This is a genomic window from Geodermatophilus sp. SYSU D00698 (assembly GCF_054050335.1).
The window spans coordinates 23,600-37,668 of the sequence record NZ_JBJGZD010000036.1 but is presented as its reverse complement, the minus strand read 5'-3'; the positions used below and the strand labels follow the sequence as shown (position 1 = coordinate 37,668).

General features: G+C 76.6%; 15 protein-coding genes. 8 read left to right on the top strand and 7 right to left on the bottom strand.

The window, feature by feature from the left end; all coding sequences use genetic code 11:
* Nucleotides 1-129: 129 nt before the first annotated feature.
* Complete coding sequence (locus ACI8AB_RS22005; protein ID WP_456951882.1) at nt 130-2,223, bottom strand: LCP family protein; 2,094 nt, start codon at nt 2,221-2,223, stop codon at nt 130-132.
* A 181-nt stretch (nt 2,224-2,404) separates the two neighbouring features.
* Here ACI8AB_RS22005 and ACI8AB_RS22000 point away from each other — a divergent pair, with 181 nt between their 5' ends.
* Nucleotides 2,405-3,448 (top strand): hypothetical protein, encoded by a 1,044-nt coding sequence (locus ACI8AB_RS22000; protein WP_456951881.1) that lies wholly within the window; start codon nt 2,405-2,407, stop codon nt 3,446-3,448.
* A 29-nt stretch (nt 3,449-3,477) separates the two neighbouring features.
* Here the strand turns inward: ACI8AB_RS22000 and ACI8AB_RS21995 are convergent, their stop codons facing one another.
* Nucleotides 3,478-3,900, bottom strand: a complete 423-nt coding sequence (locus ACI8AB_RS21995) for a DUF2795 domain-containing protein (RefSeq protein ID WP_387988411.1) — start codon at nt 3,898-3,900, stop codon at nt 3,478-3,480.
* Nucleotides 3,901-3,931: 31 nt separating this feature from the next.
* Nucleotides 3,932-4,141, bottom strand: a complete 210-nt coding sequence (locus tag ACI8AB_RS21990) for a hypervirulence associated TUDOR domain-containing protein (RefSeq protein ID WP_387988331.1) — start codon at nt 4,139-4,141, stop codon at nt 3,932-3,934.
* A gap of 310 nt (nt 4,142-4,451) precedes the next feature.
* Here ACI8AB_RS21990 and ACI8AB_RS21985 point away from each other — a divergent pair, with 310 nt between their 5' ends.
* The 6 genes from ACI8AB_RS21985 to cysD all read left to right on the top strand — a co-directional run bounded on the left by ACI8AB_RS21985 (nt 4,452) and on the right by cysD (nt 10,137).
* Nucleotides 4,452-5,297, top strand: a complete 846-nt coding sequence (locus ACI8AB_RS21985) for a siderophore-interacting protein (RefSeq protein ID WP_456951880.1) — start codon at nt 4,452-4,454, stop codon at nt 5,295-5,297.
* Nucleotides 5,298-5,373: 76 nt separating this feature from the next.
* Nucleotides 5,374-6,102, top strand: a complete 729-nt coding sequence (locus ACI8AB_RS21980; RefSeq protein WP_456904131.1) for a response regulator transcription factor — start codon at nt 5,374-5,376, stop codon at nt 6,100-6,102.
* A 59-nt stretch (nt 6,103-6,161) separates the two neighbouring features.
* On the top strand, nt 6,162-7,748 hold the full coding sequence (locus tag ACI8AB_RS21975) for a sensor histidine kinase (RefSeq protein WP_456951879.1): 1,587 nt from the start codon (nt 6,162-6,164) through the stop codon (nt 7,746-7,748).
* Complete coding sequence (locus ACI8AB_RS21970) at nt 7,738-8,451, top strand: PaaI family thioesterase (protein WP_456951878.1); 714 nt, start codon at nt 7,738-7,740, stop codon at nt 8,449-8,451. The genes ACI8AB_RS21975 and ACI8AB_RS21970 overlap by 11 nt, the downstream gene beginning before the upstream one ends.
* On the top strand, nt 8,448-9,173 hold the full coding sequence (locus ACI8AB_RS21965; RefSeq protein ID WP_456951877.1) for an inositol monophosphatase family protein: 726 nt from the start codon (nt 8,448-8,450) through the stop codon (nt 9,171-9,173). The genes ACI8AB_RS21970 and ACI8AB_RS21965 overlap by 4 nt, the downstream gene beginning before the upstream one ends.
* 37 nt (nt 9,174-9,210) lie before the next feature.
* Complete coding sequence (gene cysD / locus ACI8AB_RS21960) at nt 9,211-10,137, top strand: sulfate adenylyltransferase subunit CysD (protein WP_387988325.1); 927 nt, start codon at nt 9,211-9,213, stop codon at nt 10,135-10,137.
* A 65-nt stretch (nt 10,138-10,202) separates the two neighbouring features.
* On the opposite strand, the gene ACI8AB_RS21955 is transcribed toward cysD, so the two are convergent.
* The gene (locus ACI8AB_RS21955; RefSeq protein ID WP_456951876.1) at nt 10,203-10,433 is read right to left on the bottom strand and encodes a hypothetical protein; all 231 of its coding nucleotides are present in this window, start codon (nt 10,431-10,433) and stop codon (nt 10,203-10,205) included.
* Between the two features lie 92 nt (nt 10,434-10,525).
* On the opposite strand from ACI8AB_RS21955, the gene ACI8AB_RS21950 reads away from it, so the two are divergent.
* Nucleotides 10,526-11,839 carry a sulfate adenylyltransferase subunit 1 gene (locus ACI8AB_RS21950; RefSeq protein ID WP_387988323.1) on the top strand — a complete coding sequence of 438 codons (1,314 nt, stop codon included), beginning with the start codon at nt 10,526-10,528 and terminating at the stop codon, nt 11,837-11,839.
* 10 nt (nt 11,840-11,849) lie between these two features.
* On the opposite strand, the gene ACI8AB_RS21945 is transcribed toward ACI8AB_RS21950, so the two are convergent.
* The 3 genes from ACI8AB_RS21945 to ACI8AB_RS21935 form a co-directional block, all read right to left on the bottom strand.
* Nucleotides 11,850-13,214 (bottom strand): cytochrome P450, encoded by a 1,365-nt coding sequence (locus ACI8AB_RS21945; protein WP_456951875.1) that lies wholly within the window; start codon nt 13,212-13,214, stop codon nt 11,850-11,852.
* 46 nt (nt 13,215-13,260) lie between these two features.
* The gene (locus tag ACI8AB_RS21940) at nt 13,261-13,434 is read right to left on the bottom strand and encodes a hypothetical protein (protein ID WP_456951874.1); all 174 of its coding nucleotides are present in this window, start codon (nt 13,432-13,434) and stop codon (nt 13,261-13,263) included.
* A 75-nt stretch (nt 13,435-13,509) separates the two neighbouring features.
* Nucleotides 13,510-13,890 carry an ATP-binding protein gene (locus tag ACI8AB_RS21935; protein WP_456951873.1) on the bottom strand — a complete coding sequence of 127 codons (381 nt, stop codon included), beginning with the start codon at nt 13,888-13,890 and terminating at the stop codon, nt 13,510-13,512.
* Nucleotides 13,891-14,069 lie beyond the last annotated feature (179 nt).

The window sequence follows — 14,069 nt, the reverse complement described above, 5'->3', positions numbered from 1 at the left end:
GGTCAGCTGCTGACCGGGCCCGTGGCCGTCCGACGTCCGGATCCGGTCCCGTGCCCGCTCGTGCTCTGCCCCCGATGCGGACCAGTGCACGAGTCGCCGGGAGAGGCCCCACCTGGTGGAGCGCCTCGGTCAGCAGCTGACGGGCGTGGCGGGGGCGGCCGTCGTGGAGGGCGCCGCGGGCGTCCCGGGGGCCGGCGCGGCGGCCACGGCCGGGGCGGGGGCCGGGGGCACCTGGACCGGGACGACGCCGGTGTAGCCCGGGCCGAGGACCAGCTGGACGGTGTCGCCGATGGCGTCGCTGGGCTGCAGGACGGCGCCGGGGACGGCGGCGGCGACGGTGCGCGCCTGCTCGACCACCCCGGGGCCGTGCCGGACGACGGTCTGGTTGACCGTGCCGCGCTCGTTGCCGACCTGGCCCACGGCGAAGCCCTGCTGGCGCAGCAGGTCGCCCACGGTCGAGGCCAGCCCGGAGGTGGCGGTCCCGTTGAGGACGTCGACGGTGACAGCGGCCGGCGCCACGGTGAGCGGCTGGGCGGCCGGGCTGGCGGGCGCCTGCTCGGGCGCGGTGGCCGGGTCGGCGGCCGGGGTCTCCGCCGCGGCCGGGTCCGCCGGGGCGGTGGCCGCCGCGGCGACCGGGGTGGCCAGCTCGGCGGGCACGGTGCTGTCCTCGATGACGTCGTCGAACAGCGAGCGGGTGGCGGCGCCGTCGAGCAGCACGTAGGCCTGGTCGCTGCCGGCCGGCACGTAGCCGACCTGCGCCACCGGCAGGCTCGCCCGCTGGACCGCGTCGCCCTCGAGGTCGCCCAGCGCCGAGGCCAGCGTGCGGAGGTCTCCGAGCGTCGTCTGCTCGTCGACGGTGAGCGCGCCGGCGGACCGCGTGAGGAACCGGGTGAGGTCGTAGGTGTTGGCCAGCGTCCCGACGGTCATCGCCGAGCGCAGCGTGGCCGACAGCAGCAGCTGCGTGCGCTCGGCCGCGGCGACCCCCGTGACGTCGGAGCCGGCGTCGCCGGGCGCCAGGTAGCGGCCGACCTGCGCCCCGGTCAGCTCCGACGTGCCGGCCGGCAGCGGGGCGGCCGAGGCGGCGTCGGCGGGACCGGCGGTGGGCAGGCAGACGCTGACCCCGCCGACGGCGTCGACCATCGCCGGGAGGCGGCCGAGGTCGACGGCGAGGTAGTGGTCGACGCGCAGGCCGGACAGCTGCTGCACCGCGCGGACCATGCACGAGGGCCCGCCGGCCAGCAGCGACGCGGCGAACGCCTCGGAGACGGGCTCGCGGGCGGCGCCGTCGTCGGTCCGGCAGGCGGGGGTGTCGACCCACGCCGTCGGCGGGACGCTGACCAGGACGGCGCGCTGCTCGTCCGCGGCGACGTGCACCAGCAGCGTGGTGACCGAGGCCGGCCCGTCGGTGCCGGGGAGGTCGGTGCCGACGACGAGGTAGGTGGTCGACCCGTCCTGCAGCTGCGGGGCGATGACCTCCGGCCCCTCGGGGGCGAGGGCGGCGACGCGGGCGATGCTGCGGTCGACGTAGGCGTACAGGCCCGCGTGGTAGCCGACCACGAGGCCGAACAGCACGCCGAGGGCCACGGCGGCGCGGACCAGCCGGCGGCGGCCGGGGCTGCGCGGCGGGCGGGGGGCCGCGGGCCGCCGGGTGCTGCCGGCGCCGGACATCGCCGGCCCGTCGAGGCCGGGGATCGGCGGGTGCGCGGGGCGGCCGGGCAGCGGCGGGACCGGGCGGGAGTACTGGACGCCCGCCGCCGGCGTGCCGGGCAGCGGCGGCACGGGCGTCGACCAGTGGGTCCCCGCGGGCGGCGTCCCCGGCAGCGGCGGGACGGGGCGGGAGTGCTGCACGCCGGCCGGCGGCGTCACCGAGGCGGGGCGCTGGACGCCCTTCGGCGGGGTGCCGGGCAGCGGCGGGACCGGGCGGGAGTACTGGACACTGGCCGGCGCGGCGGGGACCGGCGGCAACCCGCGGCGGGGTTCCTCGGGCGCGGCGGCCGGCGGCGCGGCTGCGGTGCCGGGCACGGGCGGCTTCGGCCCGCGGTGCGAGGGCAGTGACTCGCCGGGCTCCAGCGGGATAGGCACCTCACCGGTGCGGCGCGCGGCGCGGCGGCCGGTGGCGCCGCCCTGGCGGGCGAGCAACTGCTCGACGGTCACCGGACCGGGCGCGTCACCGCCCACGGCCCGGTCGTCCCCCCGCTCGTCCCGCACCGCTGTCGATCCCATCGTCGTGGTCCGCGCCGTCGCTCACCGCACACGCGGCAGCACTCAACGATACGGGCGGAAGGCCGCCTCGACCGGTTGCACGCGGCGTGACCCGCCGGGCGGGTCGCGTATCCGCAGGCCACGACCGAGGGAGGGCGGTCGCGGACGGGCGGGGTCCGGCGCGCGGACGTAGCGTCGGCGCGTGCGGCTGCCCTCGATCCCCGGTCCCTCCGACGTCTTCTCCGCCGTCGAGAGCCTGCGCGACGGCGTCGCCGACGCGCTCGCCCTGGTGCCCCGGGTGGCCGCGGCGATCGGGCGGCTCGAGGGGCTGCTGGACCGCGTCGACGCCGTCGTGGACCGTGCGGAGGGCCTGGTCGACCGGGTCGACGGCGCGGTGACCGCCCTCGACGCGACGCGGCAGCGCGCCGACGAGCTGGTCGCCGGCGCCGGGTCGACGCTGCGGGCCGCCGACGCCGCGATCGCCGCGGTCGGCGGGACGCAGCAGAAGGCCGACGCCGCCATCGGCGCCGTCGAGGGCACCCAGCGCCGCGCCGACGCCGCCATCGGCGCCGTCGAGCAGACCCAGTCCCGCGCCGACGCCGCCATCGGCGCCGTCGAGCAGACCCAGTCCCGCGCCGACGCCGCCATCGGCGCCGTCGAGCAGACCCAGTCCCGCGCCGACGCCGCCATCGGCGCCGTCGAGGGCACCCAGTCCCGCGCGGACCGTGCGATCGAGGCGGTCGAGGGCACCCAGCAGAAGGCCGACGCGGCCATCGCGGCGGTGGGCACCACCATCGAGCGGGCGCAGGACGCCGTCGGGCGGGCCGAGAGCGCGGTCGACGGCGCCGAGGGCACGCTCGGGCGGGCGGACGGCACGGTCACCGCCGCCGAGGGACTGGTCGGGCGGATCGACCCCCTGCTGGCCGGCTACGAGGAGCCCCTGACGCGGCTGGCGCCGTCGGTGCGGCGACTGGCCGAGACGCTCGACCCGCACGAGGTGGAGGCGCTGGTGCGCCTGGTCGACCGGCTGCCGGACGTGGTCTCGCACCTCGACGAGACGATGCTGCCGGTGCTGGAGTCGCTGGGCGACGTCGGCACCGACGTGCACGACCTCGTCGACACGATGCAGGACATCCGCGAGGTGGTGAAGGGCTTCCCGGGGTCCAGGCTGTTCCGCCGGCGCGGCCGCGACGAGATCGCCGAGGACGAGAACGGCGAGGGGGCCCAGGAGCGCACCGGCTCCTGAGCCCCCTCGGGTCCCGCTCGTCCCGCCGGTCAGGTCTCGGTCGGGTACCCCAGCGCGCGGGCGACGTCGCCGATCCGCTCGTACGTCTCGCCCTCGGGCAGCCGGCGCAGCTCGTCCACCACGGCGTCGGTCGCCCGGTGGTCGAGCGCGGCCTCGACCAGCCCCGGCCCGTCGTTCGGGAAGTCGGCCCGCACCAGCCAGCGCGCCAGCTCCGCGCGGGCGACCACGGCGTCCTCGGTCATCCCGACGGGGACGCCGCCGACGAGGGTGCCCGCGGGGTTTGCGGCGATGTCCGGCTCGCCCTCGGCGACCGGCTCGACCTCCCGGAACTCCTCGGCCCGGGTGGCCCGCTCGGCCTTCAGCATCCCCTGGATCTCGTGCTCCAGCTGCTCGTCGAGCCGCGGGTTGTGCTTGTTGCTGCGCGACGACACACCAGCGAACCCGTCGTCCATCTCGCTCACGATCGCCTCCTTGTCCCTGTGACTACTTCTCGTCGAGCGCGGAGGGCTTGTGCACCGCCGTCTTGCCGCTCTTGTCGCTCTCGACCTCGTACTGGGGGTCGTCCGAGCTGGCCTTGACCTTCCGGCCCCCGGCCTCCGTCTCCTCCGTGATCTTCCGGGTGACGGTCCCCTCGGCCTTGCTGCCGTGGCTGTTCCAGGTGACGTGGTCACCCTTCTCGAACTCGTCGGCCATCTCGGACCTCCGTGTCGTCGGGTCGTCCCTCCCCCGTGCCCGGCGTCCGGAGCGCACACACATCGGCACCCGGAGCGACGCAGATCACCCTCCGGAGAGCGGGCGTCACCCGCTCGTGCGGTGGCAGGACCGCCGTCCTCACGTAGCGTGTGCAGTGACGGGGACCGGACGGGCGAACCTCCTGCTGAGAGTCGAGCAGTGGTGACGCTCAGTGAGGTCGCCCGTCCTCGATCGCCGGCCCGGTCGACCCCATTCCCCCGGGGTCGGCCGGGTCGGCCCCGTTCCCCGCCCGGTCCCTACGCTCGCCGGCGTGACCGATCCCGCCAGCCCGCCCGCTCCCGCTGACGGGGACCACCTGCCGGGCAGCCCCCGCCCCGTCGACGTCCTCACCGTCGTCTCCGTCACCGACGTCACCCCGTCGGTGCGCCGGGTCGTCCTCTCGGGGACCCCGGCCGCCGTCGCCGCGGCCGGGCCCACGGTCAACCTGCTGGTGCCCCGCGTGGGGGATCCGGAGCCGCGGTGGCCGGCGGTCGCCCGGGACGGCCGGGTCGTGTGGCCGGCCGGGCCGCACGGCGTCAGCCTGCGCAGCTACACCGCCCGCCGCCAGGACCCCGGCCGCGGCGAGGTCGACGTCGACTTCGTGCTGCACGGCGACGGCCCGGCCGCCGCCTGGGCCGGCGCGGCGGCCCCGGGCGCCCTGCTCGGCGTGGCCGGCAGCGGCCCGCTGGGCGACCGGCCGGCCGGCACGCTGCTCCTCGCCGGCGACGAGACGGCGCTGCCGGCCATCAGCCGCATCCTGGCCGCGGCCGGACCGGACACCGTCGGGACGGCGCTGCTCGAGGTCGCCGGGCCGGAGGAGGAGCAGCAGCTCGCCGCGCCGGCCGGCGTCGAGGTGCGCTGGCTGCACCGCGGCGGCACGCCGCCCGGCGAGAGCACCCTGCTCGCCGACGCCGTGGCCGCGACGGAGCGCCCGGCCGGCGACGACGTCTTCGCGTGGGTGGCCGCCGAGTCGGCCGCCGTCCGGGCGGTGCGGGCCGACCTGCGCGGCCGCTGGGGGCTCGCCCGCGCCCAGCACCACGCCATCGGCTACTGGCGGCGCGGCCGCGCGATGGCGCCCGCCGGCCAGGAGGGCCCCCCTCAGGGAACTCACAGGTAGCGTCCAGGGGGACTGCAGTTCCGCGGCAGAGCCTCGGGGCATGACGACAGCAGCCAGGCGTCCGACGGGAGTTGTCGTGACGGGAGCCCGCACCGCTCGGCCCGCCGCCCCGGAGGCGCGCCTCCTGGTGGTCGACGACGAGCCCAACATCCGCGAGCTGCTCTCGGCCAGCCTGCGCTACGCCGGGTTCGAGGTGGCGACGGCCTCCGACGGCCAGCAGGCGCTGGCGCTGGCCTCGACGTTCCGGCCCGACCTGCTGGTCCTCGACGTCATGATGCCGGGCCTGGACGGCTTCGGCGTCGTCCGCCGGCTGCGGGAGAGCGGTCGGCACACCCCGGTGCTGTTCCTCACCGCGCGGGACGCGGCCGAGGACAAGGTCTCCGGGCTGACCCTCGGCGGCGACGACTACGTGACCAAGCCGTTCAGCCTCGACGAGGTGCTCGCCCGCATCCGGGCGGTCCTGCGCCGCAGCGCCGGCCAGCAGCGCGCCGTCGAGACCAGCCGGCTCACCTTCGCCGACATCGAGCTCGACGAGGAGTCGCACGAGGTGGTGAAGGCCGGCCAGGTGGTGAACCTGTCCCCCACCGAGTTCAAGCTGCTGCGCTACCTCATGGCCAACGCCGGGCGGGTGCTGTCGAAGGCGCAGATCCTGGACCACGTGTGGAACTACGACTTCAACGGCGAGGCCAACGTCGTCGAGTCCTACATCTCCTACCTGCGGCGCAAGGTGGACACCACCGAGCCGCGCCTGCTGCACACCATCCGCGGGGTGGGCTACACCCTGCGCCTGCCCCGCGGCGCGTGAGCACTCCCCCCGGTCCTCCTCCCGGAGCGGCGCTCCGCAGCGGTCCCCGACTCCCGCGGGTGCCGCTGCGGATCACGCTCGTCGCGATGCTGCTGGTCCTGGTGACCCTCGCGCTGGTCGCCACCGGGGTGACGGCGACGTCGCTGCTCAAGCGCTACCTGGTCGCCCAGCTGGACCAGCAGCTGGAGAGCACGCTGCGGGAGACGGCCGGCTCCCAGGACTACCTCACCGACTGCCTGTTCGGCAGCCGCCAGCGCTACCTGGCCCCCGACACCTACGTGGCCTGCCTGATCCCCGGGGACGAGGAGCCGGTGGTCCTCTCCGGCCCCGACGACGAGGACGCGCTGCCCGCCCTCGACGCCGACGACGTCGCCGCCATTGCGGCCCGCGCCGCGGCCCCCGGCGGCCCGCCCCAGGACGGCGGGCCCGGCCGGTGGCTCGCGCAGACGGTGGCCTCCGGCGACGGCGACACGTCCTGGCGGGTCACGGCCGCGGAGCTGCGCGGCGGGCTGGTCCTCGTCGTCGGCGGGGACCTCGACCGCGACGACCGGGTGATCGCGCGGCTGGTGGCCATCGAGATCGTCGTCGGCCTGGTGGTGCTGGTCGCCCTGGGCGTGACCGGGTACTGGCTGGTGCGCAGCAGCCTGCGCCCGCTGGCGGAGGTGGAGCGCACCGCGCAGGCCATCGCCGCCGGCGACCTGACGCAGCGGGTCGCGCCGGGTGACGGCCGCACCGAGGTCGGCCGGCTGTCCCAGGCGCTCAACGGCATGCTCGCCCGGATCGAGGACGCGTTCCGCGCCCAGCAGGCCTCGGAGGAGCAGGCCCGGGCGTCCGAGGAGCGGATGCGCCGGTTCGTCGCCGACGCCAGCCACGAGCTGCGGACCCCGCTGACCTCCATCCGCGGCTTCGCCGAGCTCTACCGCCAGGGCGCCGTCGCCAGCCCGGAGGAGACCGACCGGCTGATGCAGCGCATCGAGAGCGAGGGCGGCCGGATGGGCGTGCTGGTCGAGGACCTGCTGCAGCTGGCGCGGCTGGACCTGCAGCGGCCGCTGTCCATCGCGCCGGTCGACCTGGCCGAGGTCGCCGGTGACGCCGTGCACGACGCGCGGGTGCTGCAGCCGGACCGGCCGGTCAGCCTGCACCTGGACGACTCGCTCACCGAGGTGCCGGTGGTCCTCGGCGACGAGGCGCGGCTGCGCCAGGTGGTGGGCAACCTGGTGACCAACGCGCTGGTGCACACGCCGGAGACCGCCCGGGTGACCGTCTCGATCGGCGAGGACACCAGCGGCGGCGAGGACGTGGTGGTGCTGCGGGTGGCCGACGAGGGCCCGGGCATGGCGCCCGAGGACGCCGCCCGGGTGTTCGAGCGCTTCTACCGGGCCGACGCCTCGCGCAGCCGCGCCGCCGGTGGCACCGGGCTGGGCCTGTCGATCGTGGCGTCGCTGGTGGCCGCGCACGACGGGGAGGTCTCCCTGGACACCGCGCCCGGCCGCGGCGCGGTCTTCACCGTCCGGCTGCCCCGCTCGGGCCCCGGGCTGCCCGGCGTCCCGGGCGGCGCTCCCGGGGCGGCACCCGGGCCCGCGCCCGCCGGTCCCCCCGGGCAGCCGGCCGGGCCCGCGGGGCTACCGTCCGCGGGTGAGCACTGACAGCGGAGGAGCCCCCTACGACGCGGCGCTGATGAGCGCGGTCGCCGACCTGGGCGACGCCCTGCGCGGCCTGGTCGACGCCTCGGTGCGCACCGCCGTCCCCGCCGCGGACCTGCAGGAGGTCGCCGCGGCGGTGCGGACGGCCACCGGCCGGCTCGCCGCCGCCGTCCGACCGCCGGGGCAGCTGCCGCCGCTGGACGACCCGGTGCGGTTCCGGCGCGTGTACAACCCGGTGGCCGGGGTCGGCAGCGCCCTCGCCCCGCCGCTGCGGCTGCGCGAGGAGCCCGGCGGCGTCGTCGGCGAGGTGTGCTTCGGCCTCGCCTACGAGGGACCGCCCGGCTTCCTGCACGGCGGGATGAGCGGCCTGGTGATGGACCAGGTGCTGGGTGCGGCCACGATCCGCGCGGGCCTGTGGGGCATGACCGCCCGGCTCGAGCTGGACTACCGGCGGCCCGTGCCGCTGGACACCCCGGTCGTCTGCCGCGGCCGGGTGACCGAGGCCGGCGGCCGCAAGTCGGTCGTCACCGGCACCATCGCGCTCGCCGAGGCGCCGGACCGGCCGCTGGTCGAGGCGCGGGCGGTGTTCGTGCTGCCGCGGGAGGACCTGCGCGCCGAGTACTTCGCGCGGGTCACCGACGCCTCCGGCCGGCATGCCCCGCCCTCGCGTCCCACCGACGCCACGGCCCCGGGAGCCGGGGAGTGAGGGACGTCGAGGTCGCCGCGGCCGCCGCGCGGGCGGCCGCGGACGTGCTGACCGGCCTGCGCTCCGGCGGGCTGACCGGCCGCGCCCTCGGCGACGCCGGCGACGCCGCGGCCCAGGAGGCGATCACCGCCGTCCTCGCCGCCGAGCGCCCCGACGACGTCGTCTTCAGCGAGGAGGCGGCCGACGACCGCAGCCGGCTGGAGGCCGGCCGGGTGTGGATCGTCGACCCGCTCGACGGCACCCGCGAGTACGGCGAGACGGAGCGGTCCGACTTCGCCGTCCACGTGGCGCTGTGGGTGCGCGGCACGCTGAGCGCCGGCGCGGTCGCGCTGCCCGCCGTCGGGGAGGTGCTGGTCACCGACCCGGCGCCGGCCCTGCCGCCGCCGGTGGCCCGCCCGCCGCGGATCGCGGTGAGCCGGACCCGGCCGCCGGCGCAGGCCGACGCGGCCGCGGCGGCGGTCGGCGGGGAGCTCGTGCCGCTGGGCTCGGCCGGGTTCAAGGTGACCGCGGTGGTCCGCGGCGAGGTCGACGCCTACGTGCACGCCGGCGGGATGTACCAGTGGGACTCGGCGGCGCCGGTCGCCGTCGCGCTGGCCGCGGGGCTGACCGCGGTCCGGCTGGACGGGTCGCCGCTGCGCTACAACGAGCCCGACCCCTCGCTGCCCGACCTGCTGGTGTGCCGCCCCGAGCTGGCCGCGGACCTCCTGGCCGCCGTGCGCTGAGCGCCGGCCGAGGGGCCGGGCCGGGGGGCTCGACCCCGTGACGGACACTGGTGGGGTGACGACCCCCGACTACCGGCTCACGCAGCTGGAGACGCTCGAGGCCGAGTCGATCCACGTCATCCGGGAGGTGGCCGCCGAACTCGAGCGGCCGGTGCTGCTGTTCTCCGGCGGCAAGGACTCCATCGTCATGCTGGAGCTGGCCCGCAAGGCGTTCGCGCCGGCGCGGATCCCGTTCCCGGTCATGCACGTCGACACCGGCCTGAACTTCCCCGACGTCCTCGAGTTCCGGGACAAGCGGGTGGCCGAGCTGGGCGTGGAGCTCGTCGTCGCCTCGGTGCCCGACGCGATGGCCCGCGGCCTGGTCCGCGAGGAGCCCAACGGCTCGCGCAACCGGATCCAGACGCCGGTGCTGCTCGAGGCGGTGGAGGAGCACGGGTTCACCGCGCTGTTCGGCGGCGCGCGGCGCGACGAGGACAAGGCGCGGGCCAAGGAGCGGGTGTTCTCCTTCCGCGACGAGTTCGGCCAGTGGGACCCGAAGAACCAGCGGCCGGAGCTGTGGGACCTCTACAACGGGCGCATCCACCTGGGCGAGTCGATCCGGGTGTTCCCGCTGTCGAACTGGACCGAGCTCGACATCTGGCAGTACGTCGCCCGGGAGGGCATCGAGATCCCGCCGCTGTACCTGGCGCAGGAGCGCGAGGTGGTCGAGCGGCAGGGGATGCTCTACGCGGTCAACGAGTTCGTCCGCCCGCGCGAGGGCGAGCGGGTGTTCCGCGAGACGGTGCGCTACCGGACCGTCGGCGACGCCAACCTGACCGCGGCGGTGCGCTCGGAGGCGCGCACGGTGGAGGAGGTCATCGCCGAGGTGGCGGTGACCCGGATGACCGAGCGCGGCGCCACCCGCGGCGACGACAAGGTCAGCGACGCGGCGATGGAGGACCGGAAGAAGGAGGGCTACTTCTAGGAGGGCCTCGGTGCCCCCACGCCCCGGTCCGCCCGGCGCGGGCCCCTGCACCGGGGCCGTTCCGGCTAGTCACCGCGCTGTCGGCGGCCCCCTGCAGGGAGGCCGCGCGCTCGCGCGCGCCGCCGGCGCCGGTAGCGGAGCAGGGCGACGACGGTGACGGCGAGCAGCAGCAGCCCCGCCGGCCAGGCCACCGCCTCGGGCGCCGCGACCCCGAGCGCCTCGGCGACGACGTAGCCGAGCGCGTACCCCGCGACGACGACCAGCAGCACCGGGACGAGGAACACCAAGCCGCCCACGCACCGCTCCTCCCCGCGGGTGCCGGGTGGTCCCGCTCACACCAGCGTCCCCGATCGCGGGCCCCGGTGCGGCGGCTGGGACGATGGGGGTCATGTCCGAGCTGTCCGCGGTCGACGTCCACTCCCCCGCCGCCGAGCAGGCGGCCGAGATCGCGACGGCGCGCAAGGACATCCTCCGCATCGCCACCGCCGGCTCGGTCGACGACGGCAAGAGCACGCTCATCGGCCGGCTGCTCTACGACAGCAAGGCCGTGTTCGAGGACCAGTACGCCGCGATCGAGCGGGCCAGCAAGGGCGACTACGTCGACCTGGCGCTGCTCACCGACGGCCTGCGGGCCGAGCGCGAGCAGGGCATCACCATCGACGTCGCCTACCGGTACTTCAGCACCCCGCGGCGGACGTTCATCCTGGCCGACACCCCCGGCCACGTGCAGTACACGCGGAACATGGTCACCGGCGCCTCGACGGCGGACCTGGCGATCGTGCTGGTCGACGCGCGCAAGGGCCTGGTCGAGCAGAGCCGCCGGCACGCCTTCCTCGCCTCGCTGCTGCGGGTGCCGCACCTGGTCGTCGCGGTCAACAAGATGGACCTCGTCGACTGGTCCGAGGACGTCTACGAGCGCATCCGCGACGAGTTCAGCGCGTTCGCGACGAAGCTGTCGATCCACGACCTGACCGTCGTCCCGATCTCGGCGCTGCACGGGGACAACGTGGTGACCCGGTCGGACAACACGCCCTGGTACGGCGGGCCGTCACTGCTGCACCACCTCGAGCACGTGCACGTGGCCGGCGACCGCAACCTCGTCGACACCCGCTTCCCGGTGCAGTACGTGATCCGGCCGCAGTCCGACGCCCACCACGACTACCGCGGCTACGCCGGCACCGTGGCCAGCGGCGTGCTCCGCCCCGGCGACGAGGTGCAGGTGCTGCCCAGCGGCCTGACCACGACGGTCGCGGCCGTCGACGGCCCGCGCGGCCCGGTCGCCGAGGCCTTCCCGCCCATGGCGGTGACCGTGCGCCTGGCCGACGACGTCGACGTCTCCCGCGGCGACCTGATCTGCCGGCCGGGCAACGTGCCGCAGGTGACGCAGGACCTCGACGCGCTGGTGTGCTGGATGGCCGAGGAGCCGCTGCGGCCGCGGCAGCGGCTGGCGGTCAAGCACACGACCCGCTCGGTGCGCGCGGTGGTCAAGGAGCTCACCTACCGGCTCGACGTCAACACGCTGCACCGCGACCTCGAGGCCACGGAGCTCGGCCTCAACGACATCGGCCGGGTCAAGCTGCGCACCACGCAGCCGCTGTTCGTCGACGACTACAACAGCAACCGGGTCACCGGCCGGTTCATCCTGGTCGACGAGGCCACCAACGCCACCGTCGGCGCCGGGATGCTCCCCCCGCACCGCTGACGAAGGGCCCTCACCCCAGCCGCACCGGGAGGACCTCGAAGCCCCGCAGCGTCCGCAGGTCGCGGCGGACCGGGCGGCCGGCCACCCGCAGCCGCGGGAACCGCTCGGTGAGCGTCCGCAGCCCGACGACGCCCTCCAGCCGGGCAAGACCCGCGCCCAGGCAGTAGTGGACGCCGCCGGAGAACGCCAGGTGCTCGCGGGCGTTCGGCCGGGTGACGTCGAAGCAGGCGGGGTCGGTGAACACCGCCGGGTCCCGGTTGGCCGCGCCCAGCAGCAGGGTCACGCGCGCGCCGGCCGGCAGCGGCACGCCGGCGACCTCGGTGTCGCGGGTGGTGCTGCGGCCGGTGAGCTGCACCGGGCTGTCGTGGCGGAGCACCTCCTCCACCGCGCCGTCCCAGCCCGCCGGGTCCTCCCGCAGGGCGTCCCACTGCTCGCGGTGGGCGTCGAGCAGCACGACGGCGTTGCCGAGCAGGTTGACCGTGGTCTCGAACCCGGCGCCGAGCAGCAGCATCACCGTGGCGTGCAGCTCGCGCTCGGTGAGCGCCTCGTCGCCGGGGAGGGTGACCAGCCGGCTGACCAGGTCCTCGCCCGGGTCGGCCCGCAGCCGCGCGAAGTGCCCGCGGAGGAAGGCGTGCATGGCGCGCAGCGCGCGCTCCGCTGCCAGGTAGCGGCGCGGCGGCAGGCCGGGGTCGAGGGTGGCGGCCGCGGCGGCGCCCCAGCGCAGGAAGTCCTCGCGGCGGCCGGCGGGGACGGCGAGCAGGTCGGCGATGACCAGCACCGGCAGCTGCGCGGCGTAGGTGCCGACGAGATCCACGACGTCGTCGCGGCCGGCCAGCCGGTCCAGCAGCGCCTCGGCGGTGCGCCGCACCATCGGCTCGGAGGCCAGCGTGGCGCGCGGGGTGAAGGCGCGGCTGACCAGCCGGCGCAGGCGGGTGTGGTCGGGCGGGTCGGTGACCAGCATGGACGGCGGCTCGGCCACGCCGGTGGCGTCGAGCTCGTCACCGAAGCGCAGCGCCCACCGGACGAGGGCCGGCGCCCGGGACCGGTCCCAGCCCACGCCGGCGGCGTCCGAGCGCAGCACCGCGGTGGCGACGGCGTGCGAGGCGGTGACCGGGCCCAGCGCGCTGCCGGACAGCGGGCCGCGGGCGCGCAGCTGCTCGTAGAGGCCGAAGGGGTCCTCGCGGGCCGCCGGGTCGCGCAGCAGCCGGCCGACCGGGTCGCCCCGGCGGGCGGCGCGCGCGAGGTACAGGGCCGGGAGGCCGTGGCCCAGCGCGTAGCGGGTGGCCGTGCGGGCCGGGCGCAGCAGGCGCGCCGTGGCGGACGGGGTCGCGGGGTCGGCAGCGGTCCGGTCCGGCCGCGGGGACGTCGTCGTCACAGCACCTCCCGCCCGGCGGGCGCCGGGCGGGAGGCAGTGTGTCAGCTCAGGACTCGGTGTCCGGGGGCGCGGGCGCCTGGCTGGCGTCGCCGTCCCAGTCCTTGCCGGCCTTGTAGGCGTGCCCCGAGGCGCTGTCGGTCTGGTCGGCGACGGTCTGCACCATCTCCTCGTCGGACAGGCCCTCGCCCGCGGCCTCGGTGTGGCTGGTGGGCTCGCTCATCCCATCTCCTCCGTCGAACGGCTTCGGTCCCTCCAGCCCTCCCCGGCGGCCCCCGTGGTCAAACTCCGGCCCCGCTCACGCGCCGAGGACGAACCAGACGCGCTTGCCGCCGTCGACGTCCTCGACGCCCCAGGAGTCGGCGATGGCGTCGACGATCTGCATCCCGCGGCCGCGGGGCTGGTCGCCGCGCAGCTCGCCGACCACGGGGCGCACGCCCGAGCCGTCGGACACCGCGATGCGCAGCCACCCGTCGGAGTACTCGAGCTCCAGGGACAGCACGCTCTCGCCCCCGACGTGGTCGACGACGTTGGCCACCAACTCGGTGACCAGGAGGGCGACGTCGTCGGCGTCCTGGGGCGCCTGCCAGGCGCGCAGCGTCTCACGGGCCACGTGCCGGGCGACGGGGACGCTGCGGGGTGCCGGGGGCAGGTCCACCCGTGCGGTGAGTGCCGACATCTCGCTCCCTGGTGACCGGCCCCCAGGGGGGCTCAGTCGGTTGTGCGGCATCGAGTCGGGGACCACCGTCCCAGCGTCGCCATCGTTCCGCAACCCCCGTTGCACGCATGTCGTCGTTGCACGTCACACCTGTTGCACGCAATGGCCGTTCAGTACGATCGTGCACGACCGATCGCGGG

What these genes read in the sequence shown, in the direction of transcription:
- ACI8AB_RS21990 (WP_387988331.1), bottom strand. Translation starts at nt 4,141, where the DNA reads ATGGCCGACGAGTTCGAGAAGGGTGACCACGTCACCTGGAACAGCCAC.
- ACI8AB_RS21995 (WP_387988411.1), bottom strand. Translation starts at nt 3,900, where the DNA reads ATGGACGACGGGTTCGCTGGTGTGTCGTCGCGCAGCAACAAGCACAAC.
- ACI8AB_RS21940 (WP_456951874.1), bottom strand. Translation starts at nt 13,434, where the DNA reads ATGAGCGAGCCCACCAGCCACACCGAGGCCGCGGGCGAGGGCCTGTCC.
- ACI8AB_RS21935 (WP_456951873.1), bottom strand. Translation starts at nt 13,890, where the DNA reads ATGTCGGCACTCACCGCACGGGTGGACCTGCCCCCGGCACCCCGCAGC.
- ACI8AB_RS21950 (WP_387988323.1), top strand. Translation starts at nt 10,526, where the DNA reads ATGTCCGAGCTGTCCGCGGTCGACGTCCACTCCCCCGCCGCCGAGCAG.
- ACI8AB_RS22005 (WP_456951882.1), bottom strand. Translation starts at nt 2,223, where the DNA reads ATGGGATCGACAGCGGTGCGGGACGAGCGGGGGGACGACCGGGCCGTG.